Genomic DNA, 21,020 nt, shown 5'->3' on the forward strand with positions numbered 1-21,020 from the left:
TTCGGCGGGAGCCGCCCGGATTCTCCTGCGCATGGGAGCATGGAGTGTGACCGACGCCCTGTCCCCCGCCGCCCGTCTCGCTCTGGATGAGGCGCTCGAACGTGACATGGCGCGCGGGGGCTTCGCACGTAACGGCGCCGTCGCCGTCATCGGCGATGGCGCGCTGGCAGCGGCCGTGCACGGGCGTTTCGCTGCCTCGGTCCGCGTCTTCGATGAACACACCCCGGTTCACACCATCGCACCGGACGGCTGCGCGCGCCATGGCCTGGATGCAGAGCTCGTCAGCGGCGTGACCCTCGTCGTGGGCGAGCTTCCCCGGACGCTCGCCGGAGTCGACGAGATCGCCGGCCTCGTCGCCCGGTTCGCCGATCCGGATGTGCTCGTCGTCCTCGCGGCCCGCGAGAAGGACCTGGAGCGAGGGATGAACGACCAGCTCCGCGACTCCTTCGCCGAGGTGTCCGCCAGCCGGGGCCGCCACAAGGCGCGCGCGTTGATCGCGTCCAGCCCGCGGCCCGCCCCGTCTCCCCCGTATCCGCGCTCAGAACTGGCCGGCGGTCTGGAGTTTCCGATCGCGGCTCACGGCGCCGTGTTCGCCGGCACGCGCCTGGACATCGGAACACGTGCGTTGCTGGACGTCCTGCCGGCACAGCTGGATGCCGCTGCGCTTGCGGCACACCCCACGGTCGTGGACCTCGGGTGCGGCACGGGAGTGCTGGCGGTGTGGACGGCACGGCACCTGCCCGGTGCCCGGGTGATCGCGACGGATCGCTCCTGGTCGGCGGTGTCCTCCGCTTCCCGTACCGCCCAGCTCGCCGGCGTCGCGGACAGGGTAGACACCGTGCATGCCGACGCCGGGGAGGGGATCCCGGACCGGAGCGTCGATGTGGTGCTGCTCAATCCGCCGTTTCACGATGGGCGTGCCGTGATCGACGACATGGCACATCCGCTGTTCCGCGCTGCGGGCCGGATGCTGCGCCCCGGCGGGACGCTGCTCACGGTGTACAACTCACATCTCAAGCACCGTGGCGCGCTGGAGCGCATCGTGGGTCCGACATCCCAGGTGTCTCGGACGCCCAAGTTCACGGTCACGCGCTCCATCGCCCGCTAGGTGTCATCTGTCTGTCTGGGACGAATATCGCGCCGGTGATGTGGTTTGCGGATCCAGCGTTGGTCGGGATCCCAGAGGAGCGGGGCCTGCACTTCTGGCACTCCCTCGCGGATGCGAATCCGCCACCCGGCCTGTTCCAGAGTGCGGTGGTGATGAAAGCAGATCGCCACGGCGTTGCTGGTGTGCGTGGGACCACCGCTCGCCCACTCTGTGACGTGGTGGTGTTCGCACCAGGTGGCCGGAACGTGGCAGCCGGGAATGATGCACTCCCGGTCCCGATCGTTGATCGCGCGGCGCTGCCTGGGCGTGAAGATGCGCGCCTCGCTGCTGATCGCCGTGACCGCCTGGTTCGCGTCGTAATGGATGTGCTGGACGCCGCCGGTGCAGGTGATGCGCAGCGCGGTTGCGATGGAGATCGGCATCTCGAGTCCCGAGACTTCCGCGTGTGCCACAGCGAGTGAATCGCCCGTGAGGCCGCTGTTGCAGTGTTCGGCTTCGACCCGAGCGTCCGTACCGACTCCCTCACCAGCATGTGCTCCGGAGTCATGAGGGGCGCCAGCGCGCCGCCTGAGGGCAGCGCTGTGAATCCGAACGAGCAGCGTGGGCGCGTGGCCCTGGAGAGCAGGAGCGCGTCCGGACTCAGCGGCGATGCGGAGGATCGCAGACAGGGCGTCGTGACGCTTCTGCGGCGGCGTGCGCCGATCATCCGCGCGTGACGGCACGCACACACACGCCATCGCGGACCCCGCCTCCGCACCGGCACCGGGCCATCGAGAATCATGCTCGGCGTGCGCCGCGTTCACGTCTCGGGCACCACAGACACACGGCGGCGCATCGACATCGCTGTCCGGCGACATGAGGGTCGGCGTCGATTCACGGAAGTACACCCCGCCGCGCGGCAGAGGCAGGACGGGAGCGCCGATGACAGCCTCGACATCAGCGGGCGAAGTTCCCGGTTCACCCCCAGTCCCATCCGCGTCTTCATCCGCTGCGCCGGCGACACGAGGGGCATCCAGACCACCCGGAGACATCGCGAAGGGTAGCGGGATCGGCGGTGCCGCGGGGTTGTTGTATGCATCGAGAAGGAGCTGGAGTTGCGCAGCGGCTTCCGGAAGGAGCGCACCACGAATCGGCACAAGACCACCGACCGGCGTCCCGAGTGTGATGCCACGCTTCAGCATCGCGATACGCTCGGCCGGCTCCACTCCGTCAGGGTCGATGCGCGCGAGAACCGCCCGAGACATCGCGTCGAGGTCCGAGGCCGGGTAGCACACGTTCCACGCCGCACCGGGATGCTTCCCAGCGGCGGAGCCATCTCGATCAGCCGATGCCGCGACATCTGTCACCGCATGTGCGCCACGGGCAAGGTCCACGAGGAACTGCTCCGCCTCATGCACCGCCGCCGCATCGATGCGGGAAGCGGCGTTGTTCAGGACGCCCGCGATCGCGAGGATCCCGTCCGTCCCCAGGACTCCGCACCTGGCCGCGTCGGCGACAGCCGGAAACAGGCCCGGAACCACCGCTCCCGACAGATCCGTGGGCTGCGTGATCAGCCCTGCGGCGCGCACCCACTGGCGCGCCGTGCGACCGCTCGCCCCCACGGCGCGCTCGATCACCTCCGCCACTGTGCGGCATCCGATCCGGGTGGTCATCCGGGCTCCGCGATCGGCGGACGATGAGCGCTGCTGAACCTCGCCCACCGTCTGCAGGAGGGCACCCTCGACGAAACGCAGGACTCCGCCCAGCACCCGCAACCGGGCGATGAGTTCCTCATCGGTGGCCGCGTCCTGGCTCGCGGGCAGTGCGGCAAGCGCCTCAGCGAGTTCCAGCCCCGCGCCAGTGACCTGGTCGAGTGCCTCGGAACCGTACATGAACATAGCTCCATTCAACTCGGGGCCACCGACATTCGACCGGTGTTTTCCCCAGCTCAGTGGGCATATTCAGAGGCAACCGGCCAGTCAGGCTTCAGGCGCGCCGACGCGGTCATTCCTCCCCGGCGGCACCCCCGGTCGCCGTCGGCAATGAATCCCGCAGCGCGATCAGCCGCTCGAGGAGCACGAGCAGCTCGCCCGACTCGACGTACTGTGCGATGTGCCCGTCGGAGAACCGCTCTCCCCGCAGGATGTAGGTGAACCAGGTGGACAGCTCCGGCCCCGAGACGGAACCGAGCGGCACCTCACGGACCCGCTTGTAGGAGGCGAGGTACTCGTAGTCGGTGCCGACGATGCTCTGCGCCGCCCACAGCGCCTTCATCAGCACGTCGTCGTATGCGGGGTACGGCATCGTCCGCGCGCCCGAGGATGTCATCCGGCTGGGTGTCCACTGCACCTGGTAGCCACCGAGCAGCAGCTCCCGGCCCCGCTGCACGTGCTCCCATTGGTCGGTCATGTGTCCCCCTCCGGCTTCGCCCGATGCACACCGGCACGGAATACCGCTCGACGCGGCGCGTCGACGCTCGACGCGCACTCCACGATAGTCACCCAACGAGTGCCATCGATCAGATCAGATCATCCTTCGCCTGCTCGATCGCCCCGCTCCACCAGGAGCCGGGGCTCGTCGCAGCCTGCGGATCGATCCGGCGCAGCGCACGCAGCAGATTCCTCACGCGTACGGAGTGAGGCAGAGCGGCAGCCGTCGGGGGCGGGGGCGTGGCGATCTTCCCGGCCCGGAACGCGGCGAGGCGTTCGGCGGCCTGATCCGCCGTCAGCACCCGGGGGTCGGACGACGGCCCTGCCGAGCGCAGGTAGTCGGCAAATGCCTGCAGGAAGCCGGCGGTCGCCGCCCGATCCCGATTCAGTGGGACGGTGTGGCGGCCTGCGACATCGAAGACCGCCGTCGTCGCATCCGCCACGAACTCCACGATGAGGAACTCCCCGTCGTGGACGTGGCCGATCACGACGGCCTCTCGATCGAGACCGGGCGCGCGCAGGTTCTCACCGTTGTCGACCAGGACCATGCCGAGCGGTGAATCGATGCTGGTCACACGCACAACGATACTCAGCCCACCAGGGCGCCCGCCTGTTCCCGCACGATCGCACGCACCGCGTCGCGTCCGGCACGGTTGGCGCCGATGGTCGACTGGCTGGGCCCATAGCCGATGAGGAAGAGGCGGGGCTCGTCGATCGACCGTCCGTTCGCCACACGGATCCCGCCTTCCGGGGTTCGCAGCCCGAGCGGTGCCAGGTGGGCGATCGCGGGGCGGAAGCCCGTCGCCCACAGGATCACATCGGCGTGTTCCAGCGTGCCGTCCGGCATACGCACGCCGTCCGCCTCGACCCGCGTGAACATCGGGTGTCGCACCAGCACGCCCTTGTCGTGAGCGCGTTGCACCCATGGCGCCCAGATGTCGCCCGTGACCGAGATCACACTCCCCGGCGGGAGCCCGGCGCGCACGCGCTGCTCGACGCCGTCCAGCGCCTCGATCCGTGATGCGGTGGTCCACTCGCCACGTTTCCAGTCCGGACCGCGACGCGTCACCCAGAACGTCTCGGCGACGTCGGCGATCTCGTCGAGCAGCTGAAGCGCCGAGACGCCGCCGCCGACGATCACCACGCGCTTTCCGGCGAACTCCTCCCGCGACACATAGTTCGCGGTGTGAAGCTGACGACCGCGGAAGGTCTCGCGCCCGGGAACGTAGGGCCAGTACGGCTGGGTCCAGGTGCCTGTCGCGTTGATGACGTATCGCGCCGCCCACGATCCCCGATCCGTGTCGACGATCAGCCGCCCCTGGGGATCGGTGTCCGCCCGGCTCACCGAGCGCACACGCACCGGCCGGCGCACCCGCAGATCGAAGCGCTCCTCATAGGCGGCGAAGTATGGCGGCAGCGCGTCCCGAGCGGGGACGCCGGCATCGGCGGGCGGCACCGGAAAGCCCGGGAGCTCGTAGATGCCGTTCACGGTTCCCATCCGCAGCGATTCCCACCGATGCTGCCACGCACCACCCGGCCGTTCGTCTGCATCCAGCACCACGAAGCTGTGCTCGCCCCCCTCACCCGCGGGCACGAATCCGCGTCGGCGAAGATGATGCGCGGCGGACAGACCCGCCTGCCCGGCACCGATCACGACCACATCGACGGCGTCCGGGGTGATGCTCATGCCTCCCCCAACGCCCCGGGTACAGATCGCATTCCCGCACCGCAGCTCAAAGTGCACTTTCAGCTTTACAGTGCAAGAATTGCATCTCATGGAGACAAGTGCAGAATCACTGCGGGAGCGCCGACGCCGCGAGACGGCCGCCGCACTCACCGCGACGGCGCGACTCCTCACCACGGAGCGCGGCTTCACGGGCTTCACCGTCGACGAGCTGTGCGCCGAGGTCGGGGTGTCTCGCCGCACGTTCTTCAACTACTTCGCCAGCAAGGAGCACGCGGTGTTCGGATTCACCGCGAACGATCCGCGAACGGAGGCGCTCGATGCCGAGTTCCTCGCCCGCGGCGGCGATCTGGTCGACGACTTCGTCGAGCTCAGCGTGCGCCGCTTCGAGGTGTTCAATCCGATCGACGACGCCCGCCCCCTGTTCGCGCTCATCGATCAGGAGCCGCGTCTGCTGAAGAGCCTGTTCGACCAGCTCGGCGAGAACGAGCGGCGCGATCGCGAGCTGGTCGCTCGGCGGCTCGGCACCGACGACGTCGATATCCGCGCCGAGGTCCTCGTCCACTCCGTCGGTGCGCTGGTGCGCATATGCATGGACCGCATCCTCCATCAGGACTCACCCGAGAGTTTCCGCGACCTGATTGCCCAGCGCCTCCAGGTCGCGCGCTCCCTCCTCGTGCCCACACAGAAAGTCGATTGAATGTCCGCACCCGTCACGCAGGATGCACCGTTCCTGCTCACCCGGCGCCGCGTCTGGATCATCTTCAGCGCGCTGATCGCCGGAATGCTGCTCTCCAGCCTCGATCAGACCATCGTCTCCACGGCGATGCCGACCATCGTCGGCCAGCTCGGCGGCGTGGACCACCAGGTGTGGATCACCACCGCCTACCTGCTGGCCACCACCATCGTGATGCCCATCTACGGCAAGTTCGGCGATGTGCTGGGACGGCGAAACCTCTTCTTGATCGCCATCGCCCTGTTCACACTCGCCTCCGTCGGCTGCGCCTTCGCGGGCGACTTCTGGACGTTCGTGGTCTTCCGTGCGCTCCAGGGTCTCGGCGGCGGCGGTCTGATGATCCTCTCCCAGGCGATCATCGCCGACATCGTGCCCGCCAACGAGCGCGGCAAGTTCATGGGCCCGCTGGGCGCCGTCTTCGGCCTCTCGGCGGTAGCAGGGCCCCTGCTGGGCGGCTTCTTCGTGGATCACCTCACCTGGCAGTGGGCGTTCTACATCAACATCCCCGTCGGCATCGCGGCCTTCATCATCGCCCTGGTGGCCCTGCAGCTGCCGAGCAAGAAGGCGCAGAAGCCGATCGACATCCTCGGTGTGATCCTGCTGTCGATCGCGACCACCTGCCTCATCTTCTTCACCGACTTCGGCGGCGACAAGGAGTTCGGCTGGTCCTCCCCTGCCACGTGGGCGTGGGGCGCGGGCCTCGTCGCCGCGGCGGCGGCATTCGTCCTGACCGAGGCGCGCGCAGCGGATCCGATCATCCCGCTCAGCCTGTTCCGCAACCCGATCTTCATCAACGCCACCGCCATCGGTCTGGTGCTGGGCATCGGGATGTTCGCCGCGATCGGCTTCGTGCCGACCTTCCTGCAGATGTCCTCCGGCACCTCAGCCGCAGCGTCCGGCCTGCTCATGATCCCGATGATGGTGGGTCTCATGGGGACCTCGATCTTCTCGGGGATCGCGATCTCCAAGTCCGGCAAGTACCGGATCTACCCCATCCTCGGCACGATCATCACGGGTGCGGCCATGGCGGCGTTCACGACGCTGTCCGCGACGACGCCCATCTGGCTGATCTGCGTGTTCCTCTTCGTCTTCGGCGCTGGTCTCGGCCTGATCATGCAGGTGGTGGTGCTCGTCGTCCAGAACGCCGTTCCGGCGAGCGAGATCGGCACGGCCACCAGTACCAACAACTACTTCCGCGAGGTGGGCGCCTCGCTCGGTACGGCCGTGTTCGGCACGATCTTCACCACTCGCCTCACGGAGAACCTGCTGGGCGTCTTCGCCGGCGCGGGCGCTTCGCCCGATGACGCGTCGGCTGCGGCGTCAACGATCGATCCGGCGACGCTGAGCACGCTTCCCGACGAGGTGCGCGATGGCATCGTCACCGCATACGCGGACGCGCTGGCGCCGGTGTTCTGGTACCTGATCCCGTTCGTGGTGATCGCGCTGGTGCTCTCCCTGTTCCTGAAGCAGATCCCGCTGTCCGACCAGGCGGGACTCGTAGCCCGCGGCGAGGCGATCAGCGGCGAGGAGGCCGAGCGCGTGGAGGCGGAGCAGCGCGCCGCTGCCGCCGCTGCCTCACCGGACGCTCCTCCGCGCGGCTGACGCTGCGCGCACGGGTCCGGCCCGTGAGAAGCCCACACACGTCCCCGGGAAGCCCTGCGCAACGCAGGGCTTCCCGGACGTGTGTGGGTTTCTCGGCGGGTGGTTCAGAGGTCAGCGAGAGGGAGGTCGGGATTGTTCTCCAGTACCTCGGTGAGGTCGGACTCGAACAGCTCGATGTGCACCGCGTCATCGCCCGAGAACCGCAGCACGGTCACGAGCGCGTCGGCCAGCAGCTCGGCGGCCTCACGATCGGCGCCTTCCGGGAAGACCCGCGCATGATTGGGCGAGACGTCGTCGCTTCCCGCGCTGAAGCCCCACCCGCGAAGCGCCGCGATCTGCAGGCCCGACAGCGGGGGGTCGTTGATCTCGTTGGATGAGACCTCGATGACGATGGAGCCGTCATCGTTGCGCGTGCCCTGCACGTACGGCCGCTGAACGGCCTCGCGCACCACCTCGACCACCCACGGGTCGTCCTCGCGGATCAGGTGCTCGAACAGGTTGGCCAGCGCCTCGCGCACGGCTGACGTCTCATCGGTCATGCGCTCATCCTGTCACGGCCGCCGCGGCAGGCGCTTCGGCGTGCCGGGCGCAGACGACCGCGTCCCCGCAGGCGGCGCACAGCACCACGCGATTGCGGCAACTGTCGTCGGCGCAGTTCACCATGCGCGTGGTGGGCGTCTGACACAGCGCGCACCGTCCGATCACCTTCGGGTCGCGCCCCACCGGCACCGATTCACGGCCATCGAACACGTAGAGCGATCCCTCCCACAGCCCGGTACTGCCGAAGCTCTCGCCGTAACGGACGATCCCGCCGTCCAGCTGGTACACCTCACCGAACCCGCGCGCCGTCATCAGACTCGACAGCACCTCGCACCGGATCCCGCCCGTGCAGTAGGTGACCACGGGCCGGCCCTTCAGGTGGTCGTACTTGCCGGAGTCGAGTTCGGCGATGAAATCATGCGTCGTCTCCACGTCGGGAACGATCGCGCCACGGAACCGGCCGATCTCGGCTTCGAAGGCGTTGCGCCCGTCGAAGAAGACGACTTCGTCGCCCCGGTCGGCCACCAGGTCGTGCAGGGCTCCGGGGCTCAGGTGCACCCCGCCTCCGACGACGCCACGGTCGTCCACGCGCAGCTCACCGGGCGCGCCGAAGGAGACGATCTCGTCACGCACGCGCACGCTCAGGCGGGGGAAGTCCAGGCTGAAGCCCTCTTCGTCCAGGCCGGTACCGCTGGACCACTTCACATCGACGTCCGCGAAGGCGCGGTACTCCTTCGTCTTGCGGACGTACTTCTTGAGGGCGGCCATGTCCCCACCGAGCGTGCCGTTGATCCCGTCCTTCGAGATGAGGATGCGACCGCGGAGCCCGAGCCCCTCGCAGAGGTCGCGCTGCCACAGCCGCACCGCATCCGGGTCGGTGATGGGCGCGAACACGTAGTACAGGATGATCTTGGCGGGCACGATTCCAGGGTACGCGGGTCAGGCCCAGAGGAACCCGGCAGCGGGTGCCGGCGGCGCCGAGACGACCAGCCGCGCGAGCTGGACGGCCCCCTCGAGCGGCCCACCAGCGGGCGGGACGAGCTCGGCATCCGGTCGCAGCTCGCGCACGACGCGGCGGAAGGTCGCGGCATACTCCTCCGAGCGCAGCAGACCACCCGTCGCCGAGATGCGCGGGGGCAGCCCCGGCAGAGCCGCGACCGCCGAGTGGGCGGCCTCGGTCGCGGCCTCCCGGATGATCTCTCGGGCGCGCGGGTCGTCGAGCTGAGCGATGTCGGCTGCGAAGGAGGCGAGCACGCCCGCACGGTCATCCCGCGTGTACAGCTGACCGGGCCAGCTCATCGGATCCCCGAAGCGCTCGCGCGCGGCGGCGAGGACGGCATCCGCATCACCGGAGACGCCGTCGCGCTGGCGCATCGCCAGCTGGAGTGCCCGCATTCCGATCCAGGATCCCGACCCACGATCGCCGAGGAGGTGTCCCCAGCCGTCCACACGATTCCACACGCCATGGAAATCGGCTCCGAGGGCGATGGCGCCGGTGCCGACGGCGATGACGGCGCCGGCGGCACCGCTCAAGGCACCCAGGTGACCGGTGACGGCGTCGATGCTGACGGCCACCGCGGCGCGGGGCACCTGTGCCCGCACGCGGCGCACGAGATCGCTCGGGTCGGCCACCAGCGTCGCGATCCCGGTCGCACCGATGCCGATGCCCACGATGCTCTGAGTCTTGACATCACCCAGCGCACGCTCGACCAGCGCGAGAGCGAGATCGGGCCCCGCGCTCCCGCCCGCGGTCACCGCCCCGCGTGGGCCGCTGGCCTCGGCGAGTACGACGCCATCGGCCGACACCAGGCGCGAGCGCGACCCGGTACCGCCGATGTCGATGCCGAGGAAAGCCGTCGTCACCGTTCCGGGTCCGCTCAGTCCGCGAGATGCGTGAGGGCGGCGCGAACCGATCCGCTTCCTGCCGCGAGGGCAGCCGATGCCTCGGCGGCGGTGACCGAGGCCACCGTCATCACGATGGCCGTCTTCAGGTCGCCACCGGCCTCCTCGAGACGTTCGCGGGCCTCGGTGTCCTCGATTCCGGTGGCCTCCCGCAGGATGCGCACGGTGCGCTCACGCAGCTTGGCGTTGGTCGCCACGACCGAGACCATCAGGTTGCCCCAGGTGCGCCCCACGGCCACCATGAGGGCGGTGGAGAATCCGTTGAGCACGAGCTTCTCGGCGGTGGCGGCCTTCAGACGGGTGGACCCGGTGAGCACCTCCGCGCCGGTCTCCAGCACGATGTCGATGTCGGCGAGCGGGGCGAGGGAGGCATGCGGGTTCGATGAGATGAGCACGGTGTGCGCTCCCGCGGCCCGGGCGGCGCGCAGCGCGCCACCGACGTAGGGGGTGTTGCCGCTGGCGGCGAGACCGACCGCGACGTCGCCGGGGCGGAGGTCTGCGGCGGCGGCGGCGCCCTCTTCCTCCGAGTCCTCGGCGTTCTCCACGGCGTCGAGGAGCGCGGTCTCGCCACCGGCGATGTGCGCCACGACACGGCCGCGCTCGAGGTTGAAGGTCGGGCGCAGCTCCGCGGCGTCCAGCACGCCGAGTCGTCCCGAGGTTCCCGCACCGAAGTAGTGCACGTTGCCTCCGGCGCGGAACGAGTCCGCCGCGAGGTCCACCAGCTCCGCCAGCTGCGGGATGATCCGCTGGACGGCGTCGACGGCGACGCGGTCCTGCTCGTTGAGAAGCCGGAGCACCTCCGCTGCGGGCAGGGCGTCCAGGTCGGCCGATGCCGCGAGACGCTGCTCGGTGGGCGGGAGCGGCCGCGCTGCTGCGGCGTCGGGAGTTGCGTTCATGCTTTCGTGCCTCACTCGTGAGAATGTTCTCAGACCAGTATGGTGAAAAATATTCAGAGTTCAATCGCGCCTTGAACATTTTTGCCACACCTGCGGGTATTCTCAGGGTGCACCGGTGCGTCGGCCCGGTGGCGCCAGACAGCACGAAGGAGCGGCCATGAGCGATGTGCTCACGAGCCTGCGGCAGAAGCTCGGATCGATGAGCCGCACCGAGCGCCTCGTCACCGACGCCGTTCTGCACGATCCGGGCCTCGTGCTGCACTCGACCATCACGGAGCTCGCCGAGTCGGTCGGAGTCTCGACCGCGTCCGTCACACGCATGTGCCGCGCGGCCGGTTTCGCCGGGTACAAGGACTTCCGTCTCGCCTTCGCCTCCGCGCACAGCCGTGAGGAGGCCTCACGCGAGCACTTCCAGGTGGCGGATGCCGACATCTCCACGGAGGACTCCGTCGCCGATCTGGTCTCGAAGGTCGCCTACCAGGAGGTGCGAGCGATCGAGGACACCGCCCGCGCTCTGGATCTGGCCGCTCTCGACGCCGCGGCCGCCGCGCTCGGCGCCACGACCCGGGTCGAGGTCTTCGGTGTGGGATCCTCCAGCCTCACCGCACAGGACCTGCAGCTCAAGCTGCATCGCATCGGCACCCCCACCTTCTGCTGGAGCGACACCCACCTCGCGCTCACCTCCGTCGCGAGCACGGATGGGCGCAGCGTCGTGCTCGGAATCTCGCACTCCGGATACACACTCGAGACGCAGCAGGTGCTGGCGCTGGCACGAGAGCGCGGTGCCACCACGATCGCCATCACCAACGATCCGTCGTCCCCGGTCGCGCTCGACGCCGACATCGTGCTCACGACGGTTGCCCGTGAGGCCGCATTCCGCACCGCCGCGATGTCGAGCAGACTCGCCCAGATGGTGATCGTCGACTTCCTCGTGGTGCGTGTGGTGCAGCGCAACTTCGCCACGGCCGAGCGGCTTCTCGTGGCCAGCCACGATGCCGTGCGGGAGCACAAGCTCCCCCGACGCTGACCGGTGGCGATCAGCTCACGACCAGCGCTCCGTCGTGCAGTTCGAGCACACGATCGGCACGCTCGGCCATGGCCGCATCGTGCGTCGCCACCACCGCTGCGGTCCCCTCGGTGTGCACGAGACGGGCGATCAGCGCCATGATCTGCGCGCCTGTCTCGCTGTCGAGCTGGGCCGTGGGCTCGTCCGCCAAGAGGATGCCGGGCGACATCACGAGAGCGCGTGCGATCCCGACGCGCTGCTGCTGCCCGCCAGACAGCTCGCTCGGGCGCTGGCGGCTGTGCTCGGCGAGCCCCACGGCCTCCAGCGCGGCAGCCACGCGGGCATCGCGCTCCGCCACGGCGGTGCGGCGGATGCGTAGCGGCACTTCGACGTTCTCCGCGGCGCTCAGCTGCGGGATGAGTCCGCCGGTCTGCAGGATGGAGGCGACGCGGTCGCCCAGCAGAGCGGACAGGTTCGTCGCGGGGGCCGCGAGGTCCTGACCGTCCACGAACACCGCGCCGGAGGTGGGGCGATCCAGCCCGCCGAGCAGGCTCAGCAGCGTGGTCTTTCCCGCGCCGGATCTCCCGCGTACCACCACGAGCTCGCCTGCTGCCACCGACATCGTCACCCCGCGCACGGCGTGCACCTCCCCGGCCGGAGTCCGGAAGGTGCGCGTCAGCTCGACGGCGTTCAGTACGTCCGGCATCATCGGCCTCCCTCGGTGTCGGCAGCAGCGGCAGCGGCGCGGGCGGCACGCGCCTCGGCGCGGGTGAGAGGCCGTGCCGCTGCCGCGCTCGTCCCCGGTGCGTCGCCGGGCGGAGGCGCCGCGGCGCGCGTCGGGGGCACGGAGGGTCGCACCTGCACGTGGTCGGGTTCCAGAGACACCTTCACGCGGTCGCGCAGGTGCAGGGCGGAGACGAACTCCTGCGGCAGCTGCAGGCGTCCGGCGCGATCCATCACAGCGTATTCCTCCGCCACACGGGTGGTCTCGCCGTCCGCCCCGGTCAGCGTGCTGCGCAGCGTTTCGGTGGATGTGCGCCCGTCGCGGATCCGCACGGTACGGCCCACGTGCTGAGTGATGGCGGCGTCGTGCGTGACGATCAAGGTGGTCACTCCCCGTTCGGCGTTCACCGTTTCCATCGCCGCCAGTACCTCGGCGCCGGTGGCCTCGTCCAGTTCCCCCGTCGGCTCGTCGGCCAGCAGCACACGCGGTTCATTCGCCAGCGCGACGGCAATCGCCACCCGCTGCTGCTGGCCGCCCGACAGCTGCGCCGGACGACGATCGGCGATGTCCCCGATCTCCAGCAGCTCGAACAGTTCGTCACTGAGCGCGCCCCGCCGCGGCTTCGGCACGACCCGCGCCACCGTGTGCGCCATCGCGATGTTCTCCCGCGCGGTGAGGTACGGCAGCAGGTTGCGCGAGGACTGCTGCCACACGAATCCGACGCTGCGCCGGCGATAGGCCAGCCGCTCGGCGCGCCGCATCGTGGTGAGATCGTGCCCCGCGACCTGGGCCACTCCCGCCGTGGGGGCATCGAGGCCGGCGAGGATGCCGAGCAGGGTGGACTTGCCCGAGCCCGATGCACCCACCAGGGCGACCATCTCGCCGGTGTCCACGGTGAGGTTCAGCCCTTGCAGCGCCTGCACCTCGATTCCCTGAGCGGTGAAGATGCGCACGACGCCCTCGCACAGGATTCCTCCGGTGCCGACGTCGCTCGCGAGCTGGGTCGTGTTCACGCCCTCATCCTTCCTCTTCCATCCGCTGGTCCGACGACCGGGCCGCACGCGCGGCGGCCAGGGCGGCGGCCGCGAGACCGATGAGCACCACCACGAGGGTGTATCCCCCGATCACCACAATCTGCCAGGGACCGCCCGCGTGGATCGTCGGACGGACCGACCCACCGACGAAACCGGTCAGATCCAGGGCGGCGATGACCACCGCCGACATGACGAACCCGGCGGCCGCGCCGAACGGGATCGTGACGATCAGGGTGGGCAGCACGTCCCAGGCGACCAGGGCGAATCCGCGGCTGCGTGAGCCGAGAGCGCGCAGCACCCGCAGGACGCGCGCCCGGGCCGGGGCACCCAGCACCAGCATCATGACGATGCACACCCCGAGCAGCGCGGCCACCAGGGTGAGTGAGATCGCCAGCGCGGTGCGCACCGCCTGCAGCGCCGGATCCGCGCTGCGCTCGGCGATCACGCCCGCGGGAGTCGTGAACTGCGGCGCGGCAAGCGCACCGGTCAAGCCCGCTTCCACATCGATCAACGACGCGGACGGATCCAGCCGGACGAACAGCACATCGGGCGCGTCCTGACGGACGCCGAGATCGCGCATCGCGGCATGATCGACCAGGATCCACACGTCGTACCCGCCGTAGGGGTTGTCGTCGGGAGCCACCGCCTCGATGCTCAGGACGTGCCCGTTCGCCGTCAGCTCCCCGTCACCCAGGCGCGCCCGCGCGGACTGCGACACCACGATCGGGATGTGATCGGCAGCAGGAGTCCCGGGCAGCGCAGTCCCGGATGCGCCCGCCCTCACCTCGGCGAGCTCGTCGCTGTCGACCACGAACATGCGCACCGGCACCTTCTGCCCGCCCGTGCTGATGCTGAGCTTCGACGACGAGTACACCGGCGCAAGCGCTGCGATCCCCGGCACGGTGCGCGCGGCGGCGAGCCGCTCGGGTCCGATGTAGGGAGTCTGGACCCGCAGCTCGGCGCCGGTCTGCGCGCGAGCCGTGTCGTCGATGCCGCCGTCGACGGTCGTCGCGAAGCTCACGGCGAAGACCGCCACGGCGAGACCGACGATGGAGGCGAGCGCGGAGGCGGACCGCACGGCCGGGACGCGAGCCGAGCGGGCGGGACCGAGCAGCGGCATGAGCCGCCGCGAACGCACGCCGGCGCGTTCCGCCGCGGTCAGCAACAGCGGAACCACCCGCAATGCGATGATGCCGGCGATCACGGTGAGCGCCAGCGGAACGACGGTGAGCAGGGGGTCCCAGGTGGCCACCTGCCCTCCCCGGCCTGCAACGAGGACGACCAGGGCCGAGCAGCACAGCACGACGAACGCCTCGACGATGAGCCGGCGCGCCCGTCCCGCCGTGGGCGCACCGCCGGCGGCGGCCCGCAGCTCCGCACGCGCGGACACCGCTGCCGCGAGGGGAAGGACGGCGGCTGGCACGAGGGCGAACACTACCGGGGCGATCAACGAAGCCGGGTGCTGCCAGAGGCCCAGCAGAACGGTGCACGTCACACCGATCCCCGCTCCCAGCACCCCGAGGACGAGCCCTTCCACGCCCAGAACCACGGACACGCCCAGCGCCGAGGCGCCGCGTGCACTCACCAGGCGGACGATGCCGGCCCGACGCTGCGCGAGCATGCGACCGGCGAGGGCGAGCGCGACAAGAGCGACCGCGAGCGGGCCGACCGCGATGACGGCGAACACGGCCAGCAGAGCGCCACCGCGCGCGGCGGCGGCGCTGAGGACCGGCGGGGCGGCCGAGGCCAGGACGTAGCCACGATCCGTGAGGTCGGAGAAGGTCATCGGCACGCGGAAACGCGAGGTGGACGCTCCGCGCAGCTCTGCGGCGACCGCCTCCGCAGAATCCGCCGTGATCCGCTCGCCCTGCACGGGGATCCAGCTGACGGTGGTTGCCGTCGCGGCGAAATCGGGATCGAACTCGTCGAGGGAATCGGCTGCCGCATAGGCGGCGGCGACGGTGACGATGCCGCCTTCGCTGGTGGGTGCGCGCCCGCTGACGACGGAGGACGGCGAGTACGCCCAGTCCGGGTCGTGGGGGTCCTGCACCTCATAGGTTCCGCTCAGCACCAGCACCCGGCCCGCGAAATCCCGGCGTTCGCCGATGGGCCATTCCAGCTTCTCCGACGCGTCGACGGAGATCGCCACCGGGATGTCGCCGCCGGCGACCGGGGCGGCCGGCGCGTGGCCGTCGACGATGTCGACGCGTTGCGCCCACTGCGGGTCGAGCGTCAGCATCACGTCGTTGGCGATCTGGTGCTCGGGAGGATCCCCCACGGGAGTGCTCCAGCCGCTCGTCACCTGGACGATCATGCGTGCGGCTCCGAGGACGTCCTGCGTCTCGGGCATGCGCGCGGCGACCTGGTCTCGCAGATCTGCCGCAGCTGCGCTCCAGGTGGCGCGATCGCCGGATCCCAGCCGAGGAAGCCCGGCACCGCTGCCGGAGAGATCCCGGCTGGACGGCGGCAGCTGCGCCAGCGCGACGCGGACCGTGTCGGTGCGAGCGGACTCGAGGAACGCGGGCGCCCCGGCACCGATCACGGACAGCACCGCGACGACGAGGACGACGAAGGTGGACATCACCGGAGCGGTGACGGCGGTGCGCGCCAGCAGCACACCGGTGGCGGGACGATGGCTCACAGTGCACCTTCCAACAGCGGCACGATGGCGGCGGCGACCGCTGCACCTGCGAGCGCACCGCTGAACACCGCGAACCCGGCCACGACGACGGTCTCGGCTCGCGCCGCTGTGCGGGCCGACCGCACTGTCATGCCCAGCGAACGAAGCGCCGGCTCATCGGCGCGCCGCTCCCGCACGACGGCGCCCATGACGGCGGCGAAGCCCGCCACGGCGATGGCTGCCGCCAGGCCGATTCCGGCGAGCAGCGCGAGCATGACCGGGGCGCGCACAGGCGCATCGGAATCGGTCAGGGCCGTGCGGATCTGGACGGGCTCGGCACTCAGCGCCCGCAACCGGGCTGCCGCGGCGTCCGCGTCATCCGTCCGCACCCACACGCTGGTGGGCTGCGGCACCACCCCGGTACGCGAGACGCCGAGCTTCTGAAGCACCGCGAGATCCATCAGCACTCCGCGGTCACCCGCACCCGCGACCGCAGGAACGACGGCGATCACGGAGACGGGCAGCGTCTTGGACAGCGCCGTCAGACGGAGGTCCATCTGATCGCCCACGCGCGCGCCGAGCCGTTCGGCGAGAACGCCGCCGAAGACCACCGGGATGCGTCGCTGTGTCGCATCTTCCAGGCCCACCACTGCGGCGGGCTCCACCAGCGCCTCCGCCTCCGAGCGAGGAACGGCGAGCGCCGTTGCAGCTTCCGATCCCACCGTGGCGGGCCCACTGAGAGCCACCGAGGCGCCGTCTCCGAACGCCTCGGCGACGAGCTGTGCGGAGCTCGCGTCGCTGCCGGGTTGGACGGGGAACGTCGCTCGTACGTCTGCGCCGAGACTGCGATGCTGCGCCGCGGTCTGTGTTTCGCCCATCGCGGGGATGAGGACGAGGCCGATCGTCGCGATGCCCGCGGCGAGCGACAGACACAGCAGCGCGGCGGTCAGGGTGCGGCTGCTGCGCGAGATGCGGCGCAGCACCAGCGCGGCGACGAACCCGCGACGGGTGCGCGCGGCGCGGGCCCCCAGCGATGCGAGAGGTCCCGCACTGGCCACGATGAGGAGGGTCGCGGTGATGAGCAGCAGCACGGGGGCGAGAAGCGCGAACAGGTCTGCGCTGCCGTCGGGGGCCACGACGCCGCCCCGCGCCTGAAGCTGAAGATAGGACACCGCCGCCATCACCCCGACGATCAGCAGCGGCGTCCCGAGGGCGATGGCGGTGGCGCGATCGGAGTCGGTGCGCTCACGGGCGAAGGGCCGGCGGGTCGCGGCGAATCCGGCGGCCGCGACCGCGACCGCGACGAGCAGAGCCGCGACCAGCAGCGCGGGCGTCATCGCGTCCGCGGGTGCGACCTGCCACCCCGCCGCGGCCAGGGCGACGAATCCGGCCCCGGCTCCCGCTGCGAGGCTGGTGGCGATCAGGATCTCCGCCATCGCGTCACGCGCCACCGCGAAGGCCGACGCGCCGCGAGCGCGCAGCAGATCCGTCTCGCCGCGGCGGGTTTGCGCGAGAGAGAGGACGAGGAAGCCGAGAACCACAGCGGCGATCACCAGTACCACAGCGAGTGGCAGCAGAGCGATCGCGCGTGTTCCCACCGCCGCTCGATCGATGCGCTCCAGCGTGCCCGCCAGCTCACCGCTCACCGAAAGCCCGACGGAACTGTCCGGATCGACGTTCTTCGGCACCCGTTCCAGGAGCGCGGTTCCGGAACGGTAGGAGCTGATTCCGGCGGCGGACAGCGATGTCGGTGCGATGACCCACTCCGCGCGCGCCGACGTGGACGCGGTGTGCAGCGCGTCCTGCGTCACGAGCAGCGGGCCGGCGGCGTTGCCCGTGCGGCCCGAGGACACGGCCGGATCCCCCGCCCACGCGGGGTCCGTGTCATCCAGCGGCAGCCACGTTCCGATGACCTGCAGTTCCCCCGTCGCGGTGCGGATCGTGTCACCGAGCGCGACCCCCGTTGCGCGCGCGGACGTCTCCAGAAGAGCGGCCTGGCCCGCCTCCGCTGGCCAGGCCCCCGCAGTGAGCCGGGCGCGGTCCTGTGCCCCCGCATCGGCGAGCAGTTCCCAGCCACGACCCCGATCATCCGTCACGACCGCGCTCTCGCGCCGATCGATGCGCACGGGAGCGGCGCCGTAGGCGTCATTCACCGCCATGCGCACGCGCTGATCGACGTCGCCCAGATCCGCAACGCCGTTCGCGGCGATTCGCATGGTGCGACCCTCGGGAGCCGCGTCCTCCAGCATCCGCTCGGATCCCGCCGAGACGGCCGCCGTGGTGATCGTCTGCAGAACCCCGACCCCGGCGGTGGCGATGAGCACGAGCAGGGCGATGGCGATCAATCGGCCCATGCCGACGCGGGCTCGGCGCCAGGCGAATGCCATTGTCACCCCCTACCGACCCGTCGGCGGGTCGCCTTCGTGCCACCGCGTCGGCGCGGGGACTTCGGACAGACTAACCGGATTCCGATCTCGCAGCCGTGTACCGCGTGCAGCGGCTCAGCGCCGTCGCAGGCCTGCGTCCGCGTTCACGATCACATCGCCGAACAGGCGATGCAGCGCGCGCCGGTCTGCGGGCGAGAACCAGCTGAGTTCCACCGCCGCGGTGCTCCCGGACCGGGTGCGAAAGCTCCAGCCCGCAAGGGCCGGCATCCGCGGTCGCGACGGAATGTTCTCCACCACGTGCGTGAAGTCGGTGAGCGGTGACCGCCACGTCGGCCGAAAACGTCGGGTCACCACCACCTCCCGGTCATCCAGCGCGATCGTGGTTCCCGACGCGATCAGCGACATCACGCCGAAGACGGCGAGCATCGCCACCACGACCACGATCGAGGCGAGGGGATTGCTGCGTGAGACTCCCCACACGATCACCAGTCCCCCGGCCCAGAGCAGGGCATAGGAGCTGAGCGGTCCCCAGAATCCGCCGCGGATCACGACGGGGGCGGGAGGCGGAGTGAACACGTCTCGATGGTATCGGTCGGTTCAGGAATGGACGCCGTCGAGATACCACCAGCGACCGCTCTGCCGCACGAAGCGGCTGCGCTCATGGATGCGGCCCCGTGTGCCCGAGGACTCGCGGTAGCGCGCCACGAACTCCACCACGCCGCGCTTGGCGTCGTCCGCAACCGGCGGCGCATCGAGGATCTCGAGTCCGAGCCACTGCGTGGCGTCGTCCAGGGAGAGCTCCGCCGGCGCGGTGCCGGGGTGCCACGTGCTCATCAGGTACCGGGCATCGCCGCGCGCGAAGGCCGTGTATCGCGATCTCATCAGCTGCTCCGGCGAGGCGGGCACAGCGTCGCCGTCCAGGAAACGCGAACAGCACGAGCTCGCCTCAGCACCGGACCCACAGAGACACATCGCCATCACCCCATTCTCCCCGGTCGCTGACAGCGAACGCCGCACGTGTGCGCCCCCAGTGATGGCTAGCCTCGGATCATGGACGAGATCCGGCAGATCGTCGGTGGTGCGCTGCACCGGCTCCGCACCGTCGAACCCGCGGATGATGACGACTACGCCGATCTGGAGCCGCTGGACCAGCTGATCGGAGAGGCCAGGGTCGTCGCGCTGGGTGAGAGCATGCATCGCGTTCACGAATTCCTCGCCGTGAGGCACCGGCTGCTCCGATACCTCGTCGAACGTCACGGCTTCACCGCGCTCGCGATCGAATCGGGCTTCGCGGAGGGGCTGGGCGTCCAGCGCTGGATTTCGGGAGACCAGGGCGATGCCGCAGAGGTCGCCCGCGTCGGCATGACCTACCATTTCGGTTCCTGCTCGGAGTCGGTCAGCCTGCTCGAGGATCTGCGAGCCGACGGCCGGGTCCGCTTCTTCGGGCTGGACGTCAGCGCATCCGGGGCAGGCGGACCACGGCCCCTGGACGAGGCTGCGCGGCTTCTCGACATCGTCGATCCCGGGTACGCAGAGGTGGTGCGCCGCGAGATCCTGCCGCTTTTCGGCTATCTGCCTCCCAACGACGGCGGCATAGCCTGGGCAGCCCCAGCATTGCACGCCTACCTCGATCTCCCCGCAGCCGATCGCGACGCCCTCACCGCCGCAATTGCACGGCTGACCACCCGGATCGAAGCGCTCTGGCCGCAGTATGCCGCGGACGCCGGCGGCGACATCGCATGGACGCTGCGCCGGCTGGCCGACAGCGCGCGGTTCGGGGTGGGCTTCCTCACCGCGATGATCGAGCGTCGTGCGGGAGGAATCACGCCATCCAGCGCACGAGACGCCCTCATGGCACGTACGGTGCACGCGCTTCTCGAACGAGGCGAGCGGGTGCTGGTGGTCGCAGCGAACGGTCACATTCAGCGTTCGCCGATGCTCGCCCCGCCGCTGGTGACTGAGCCCTTCCCGACGATGGGCACACACCTCGCTGCTTCCCTCGGCGATGACTACGTATCGATCGCGACCACCTTCGGGAGCGGGGAGGTGTGGTTGCATCGCCCGGCGCCGGACAGCCGCCCCGGGCACTCGGTGCCGTTTACACAGTGGCTGGATGCGGCAGCACCCGGCAGCCTCGACGCATTGCTCGCTTCTCCCGCCATCGCATTCGGCCTCCTCAGCTGGCGAGATCGATGTGGTGACGACCCCATCGTGCGGCTCATCGACGCCACCCGCTCAACGATGAACGGCGATGGGGAGATCCTCTCCACTCCCCGGACGGCCTTCGATGCCGCCATCCACGTCGATACCATCACGCCGTGGCGCACGACCCTCACTGATCCGGGATGAGGGACGGGGCTCGACAGGACGACG

General features: G+C 70.1%; 19 protein-coding genes. 5 read left to right on the plus strand and 14 right to left on the minus strand.

Features of this window, described 5'->3' with window-relative positions; translation table 11 throughout:
- Window positions 1-46: 46 nt before the first annotated feature.
- Window positions 47-1,108 (plus strand): methyltransferase, encoded by a 1,062-nt coding sequence (locus LQ566_RS17620; RefSeq protein WP_231090498.1) that lies wholly within the window; start codon window positions 47-49, stop codon window positions 1,106-1,108.
- Here LQ566_RS17620 and LQ566_RS04940 read toward each other — a convergent pair.
- From LQ566_RS04940 to LQ566_RS04955, 4 genes are all read right to left on the minus strand, one after another.
- A complete protein-coding gene (locus tag LQ566_RS04940; RefSeq protein WP_231090499.1) occupies window positions 1,105-2,985 on the minus strand; it encodes an HNH endonuclease signature motif containing protein in 1,881 nt (626 codons plus the stop codon). The genes LQ566_RS17620 and LQ566_RS04940 overlap by 4 nt on opposite strands.
- A gap of 106 nt (window positions 2,986-3,091) precedes the next feature.
- Window positions 3,092-3,496, minus strand: coding sequence for a DUF6508 domain-containing protein (locus LQ566_RS04945; protein ID WP_231090500.1), 405 nt, complete (start codon window positions 3,494-3,496; stop codon window positions 3,092-3,094).
- A gap of 109 nt (window positions 3,497-3,605) precedes the next feature.
- The gene (locus LQ566_RS04950; protein WP_231090501.1) at window positions 3,606-4,091 is read right to left on the minus strand and encodes a hypothetical protein; all 486 of its coding nucleotides are present in this window, start codon (window positions 4,089-4,091) and stop codon (window positions 3,606-3,608) included.
- A 14-nt stretch (window positions 4,092-4,105) separates the two neighbouring features.
- Window positions 4,106-5,203 (minus strand): NAD(P)-binding domain-containing protein, encoded by a 1,098-nt coding sequence (locus LQ566_RS04955; RefSeq protein WP_231090502.1) that lies wholly within the window; start codon window positions 5,201-5,203, stop codon window positions 4,106-4,108.
- An 88-nt stretch (window positions 5,204-5,291) separates the two neighbouring features.
- Here LQ566_RS04955 and LQ566_RS04960 point away from each other — a divergent pair, with 88 nt between their 5' ends.
- Both LQ566_RS04960 and LQ566_RS04965 read left to right on the plus strand, forming a co-directional pair.
- On the plus strand, window positions 5,292-5,900 hold the full coding sequence (locus tag LQ566_RS04960) for a TetR/AcrR family transcriptional regulator (protein WP_231090503.1): 609 nt from the start codon (window positions 5,292-5,294) through the stop codon (window positions 5,898-5,900).
- On the plus strand, window positions 5,901-7,538 hold the full coding sequence (locus LQ566_RS04965; protein ID WP_231090504.1) for an MDR family MFS transporter: 1,638 nt from the start codon (window positions 5,901-5,903) through the stop codon (window positions 7,536-7,538).
- 104 nt (window positions 7,539-7,642) lie between these two features.
- On the opposite strand, the gene LQ566_RS04970 is transcribed toward LQ566_RS04965, so the two are convergent.
- From LQ566_RS04970 to murQ, 4 genes are read right to left on the minus strand one after another with little or no spacing between them, the layout of a single operon-like run.
- On the minus strand, window positions 7,643-8,077 hold the full coding sequence (locus tag LQ566_RS04970; protein WP_231090505.1) for a TY-Chap domain-containing protein: 435 nt from the start codon (window positions 8,075-8,077) through the stop codon (window positions 7,643-7,645).
- A gap of 4 nt (window positions 8,078-8,081) precedes the next feature.
- Window positions 8,082-9,002, minus strand: coding sequence for an oxygen-dependent tRNA uridine(34) hydroxylase TrhO (gene trhO / locus LQ566_RS04975; RefSeq protein WP_231091380.1), 921 nt, complete (start codon window positions 9,000-9,002; stop codon window positions 8,082-8,084).
- Window positions 9,003-9,017: 15 nt separating this feature from the next.
- Window positions 9,018-9,941, minus strand: coding sequence for an N-acetylglucosamine kinase (locus tag LQ566_RS04980; RefSeq protein ID WP_231090506.1), 924 nt, complete (start codon window positions 9,939-9,941; stop codon window positions 9,018-9,020).
- A 14-nt stretch (window positions 9,942-9,955) separates the two neighbouring features.
- Complete coding sequence (gene murQ, locus LQ566_RS04985) at window positions 9,956-10,876, minus strand: N-acetylmuramic acid 6-phosphate etherase (protein ID WP_231090507.1); 921 nt, start codon at window positions 10,874-10,876, stop codon at window positions 9,956-9,958.
- A gap of 157 nt (window positions 10,877-11,033) precedes the next feature.
- On the opposite strand from murQ, the gene LQ566_RS04990 reads away from it, so the two are divergent.
- On the plus strand, window positions 11,034-11,903 hold the full coding sequence (locus LQ566_RS04990) for a MurR/RpiR family transcriptional regulator (protein ID WP_231090508.1): 870 nt from the start codon (window positions 11,034-11,036) through the stop codon (window positions 11,901-11,903).
- 10 nt (window positions 11,904-11,913) lie between these two features.
- Here the strand turns inward: LQ566_RS04990 and LQ566_RS04995 are convergent, their stop codons facing one another.
- From LQ566_RS04995 to LQ566_RS05020, 6 genes are all read right to left on the minus strand, one after another.
- Window positions 11,914-12,588, minus strand: coding sequence for an ABC transporter ATP-binding protein (locus tag LQ566_RS04995; RefSeq protein ID WP_308070533.1), 675 nt, complete (start codon window positions 12,586-12,588; stop codon window positions 11,914-11,916).
- The gene (locus LQ566_RS05000) at window positions 12,588-13,619 is read right to left on the minus strand and encodes an ABC transporter ATP-binding protein (protein WP_231090510.1); all 1,032 of its coding nucleotides are present in this window, start codon (window positions 13,617-13,619) and stop codon (window positions 12,588-12,590) included. The genes LQ566_RS04995 and LQ566_RS05000 overlap by 1 nt, the downstream gene beginning before the upstream one ends.
- 4 nt (window positions 13,620-13,623) lie before the next feature.
- Window positions 13,624-16,281: an ABC transporter permease family protein gene (locus LQ566_RS05005; protein WP_231090511.1), complete on the minus strand. Its 2,658-nt coding sequence runs from the start codon at window positions 16,279-16,281 to the stop codon at window positions 13,624-13,626.
- Window positions 16,278-18,647: a hypothetical protein gene (locus LQ566_RS05010; protein ID WP_231090512.1), complete on the minus strand. Its 2,370-nt coding sequence runs from the start codon at window positions 18,645-18,647 to the stop codon at window positions 16,278-16,280. Before LQ566_RS05010 ends, LQ566_RS05005 begins: the two co-directional genes overlap by 4 nt.
- A 114-nt stretch (window positions 18,648-18,761) precedes the next feature.
- Window positions 18,762-19,223: a hypothetical protein gene (locus tag LQ566_RS05015; protein WP_231090513.1), complete on the minus strand. Its 462-nt coding sequence runs from the start codon at window positions 19,221-19,223 to the stop codon at window positions 18,762-18,764.
- A 21-nt stretch (window positions 19,224-19,244) separates the two neighbouring features.
- Window positions 19,245-19,625, minus strand: coding sequence for a YchJ family protein (locus tag LQ566_RS05020; protein WP_231090514.1), 381 nt, complete (start codon window positions 19,623-19,625; stop codon window positions 19,245-19,247).
- Between the two features lie 72 nt (window positions 19,626-19,697).
- Between LQ566_RS05020 and LQ566_RS05025 the strand changes: the two genes are divergently transcribed.
- A complete protein-coding gene (locus LQ566_RS05025; protein WP_231090515.1) occupies window positions 19,698-20,996 on the plus strand; it encodes an erythromycin esterase family protein in 1,299 nt (432 codons plus the stop codon).
- The last annotated feature ends 24 nt before the right edge of the window (window positions 20,997-21,020 follow it).

Source organism: Microbacterium nymphoidis, from assembly GCF_021044885.1.
Taxonomy (GTDB): Bacteria; Actinomycetota; Actinomycetes; order Actinomycetales; family Microbacteriaceae; genus Microbacterium; species Microbacterium nymphoidis.

Bases quoted from the DNA above. Each gene is read 5' to 3' on its own strand.
- LQ566_RS04940 (WP_231090499.1), bottom strand. From the start codon at position 2,985: ATGTTCATGTACGGTTCCGAGGCACTCGACCAGGTCACTGGCGCGGGG.
- LQ566_RS04965 (WP_231090504.1), top strand. From the start codon at position 5,901: ATGTCCGCACCCGTCACGCAGGATGCACCGTTCCTGCTCACCCGGCGC.
- LQ566_RS04995 (WP_308070533.1), bottom strand. From the start codon at position 12,588: ATGCCGGACGTACTGAACGCCGTCGAGCTGACGCGCACCTTCCGGACT.
- LQ566_RS04955 (WP_231090502.1), bottom strand. From the start codon at position 5,203: ATGAGCATCACCCCGGACGCCGTCGATGTGGTCGTGATCGGTGCCGGG.
- murQ (WP_231090507.1), bottom strand. From the start codon at position 10,876: ATGAACGCAACTCCCGACGCCGCAGCAGCGCGGCCGCTCCCGCCCACC.
- LQ566_RS05010 (WP_231090512.1), bottom strand. From the start codon at position 18,647: ATGGCATTCGCCTGGCGCCGAGCCCGCGTCGGCATGGGCCGATTGATC.
- LQ566_RS04970 (WP_231090505.1), bottom strand. From the start codon at position 8,077: ATGACCGATGAGACGTCAGCCGTGCGCGAGGCGCTGGCCAACCTGTTC.
- LQ566_RS05025 (WP_231090515.1), top strand. From the start codon at position 19,698: ATGGACGAGATCCGGCAGATCGTCGGTGGTGCGCTGCACCGGCTCCGC.
- LQ566_RS05020 (WP_231090514.1), bottom strand. From the start codon at position 19,625: ATGGCGATGTGTCTCTGTGGGTCCGGTGCTGAGGCGAGCTCGTGCTGT.
- LQ566_RS04990 (WP_231090508.1), top strand. From the start codon at position 11,034: ATGAGCGATGTGCTCACGAGCCTGCGGCAGAAGCTCGGATCGATGAGC.
- LQ566_RS04945 (WP_231090500.1), bottom strand. From the start codon at position 3,496: ATGACCGACCAATGGGAGCACGTGCAGCGGGGCCGGGAGCTGCTGCTC.
- LQ566_RS04960 (WP_231090503.1), top strand. From the start codon at position 5,292: ATGGAGACAAGTGCAGAATCACTGCGGGAGCGCCGACGCCGCGAGACG.